Annotated in this window: 1 protein-coding gene and 1 pseudogene; both read right to left on the bottom strand. The window is 32.2% G+C overall.

Annotated features, from left to right (window positions below; genetic code table 11):
- Positions 1-118: 118 nt before the first annotated feature.
- A complete protein-coding gene (locus AC1DTM_RS27360; protein ID WP_002110177.1) occupies positions 119-925 on the bottom strand; it encodes a DegV family protein in 807 nt (268 codons plus the stop codon).
- Positions 926-1,122: 197 nt separating this feature from the next.
- Positions 1,123-1,215: pseudogene (locus tag AC1DTM_RS27355) on the bottom strand (DUF3189 family protein); the annotation flags it as partial.

The raw sequence follows: 1,215 nt of genomic DNA, 5'->3' as shown, positions 1-1,215 counted from the left end.
GAAAATCCTTTTATCTATCTATACATAATTATCTTTAGTATGGGGTAGATTCATTGAATGCTTTATATTTGTTATAGAAAAAAATAAAAAACCCGCGAATTATTCACGGGTTTTACTCTTAATAACTAATTGCTATTGTTCCTTCACCTGCATGAACAGCAAATGAAATTGGCAATGGATAAAGCTTGAAATCCATTTCAGGGAATGCTTGTTTAATATCTGAAATCCATTCTTCAGCTCCATCTTTATCGTTAGCATAGAACATATGAAGTACTTTTGGTAATTCTTTTTCAAGCTCATTTTTAATGTAGTCTCTACATTTTTGGATTTTACGCACTTTCTTTTCAAGTAAAAGTTCTCCGCCTTTTACTTCTAAGATTAAGTTGACACTTAATAAACTTCCAAGTAAAAATTGAACTCCCTTTACACGACCACTTGCATATAAACCTTTTAAGCTTTTTGGAAATACATAAAAGGGCCTTCTTTTTTCATCTACTAATGTTTTATGTATATCTTGTAAAGTCATACCATCATTGTATAACGTTTTAGCTTTTCTCAAAAGTTCATCCATTGGATAACTTGTCGTTTCACTATCTAATACAGTTAAAGGGAAACCTGCCATATCAGCAGCTAACTTCATATTTTGATAGGTCCCACTTACTTTTCCGCTAATAGCAACTGCAAAGCCTTCTTCATATTCTTCTTTGCATTTAGTAAATAATTCTACCATTTCCCCTATGTTAGGTTGCGAAGTAGTAACTGTTCTTCCATCATTTAACGCTTCATAAAGACGTTTATGAACTCCTTCTTCACAATCCTTATAAGACACTCCATCAATAATAACTTCAATTGGGATAACAAAGTTATCACCATCTGTTGTAAAACTCGCAGTTGTACTATCAGTAAACCAAGCAACACGCTTCATGTTGTTCCTCCCTTATTCTGTTCCTCTTTTCTGACTTTTCTATATATTTATCTTACGAAAAGAGAATATCCCCTGTAATAGTAACAGGACTTTATTATTTTGGCTATAGTAGATGGATAATAAATGTGAATGTTTTTTGTCTATTTATCAAAAAAAAAGAAAACCACAAAATTTTCCGGCCTTCTTTTAACATTACATTACTTAAATGTTTCGTTATCTAAAATAACAACATAATCATTCGTCATTCGCCCCGCTTCTTTCGTATAACTGACGAGACGCTGGATGTTATC

The organism is Bacillus sp. P4_D3 (genome assembly GCF_056401855.1).
This window is presented reverse-complemented; position numbering and strand designations above follow the sequence as displayed.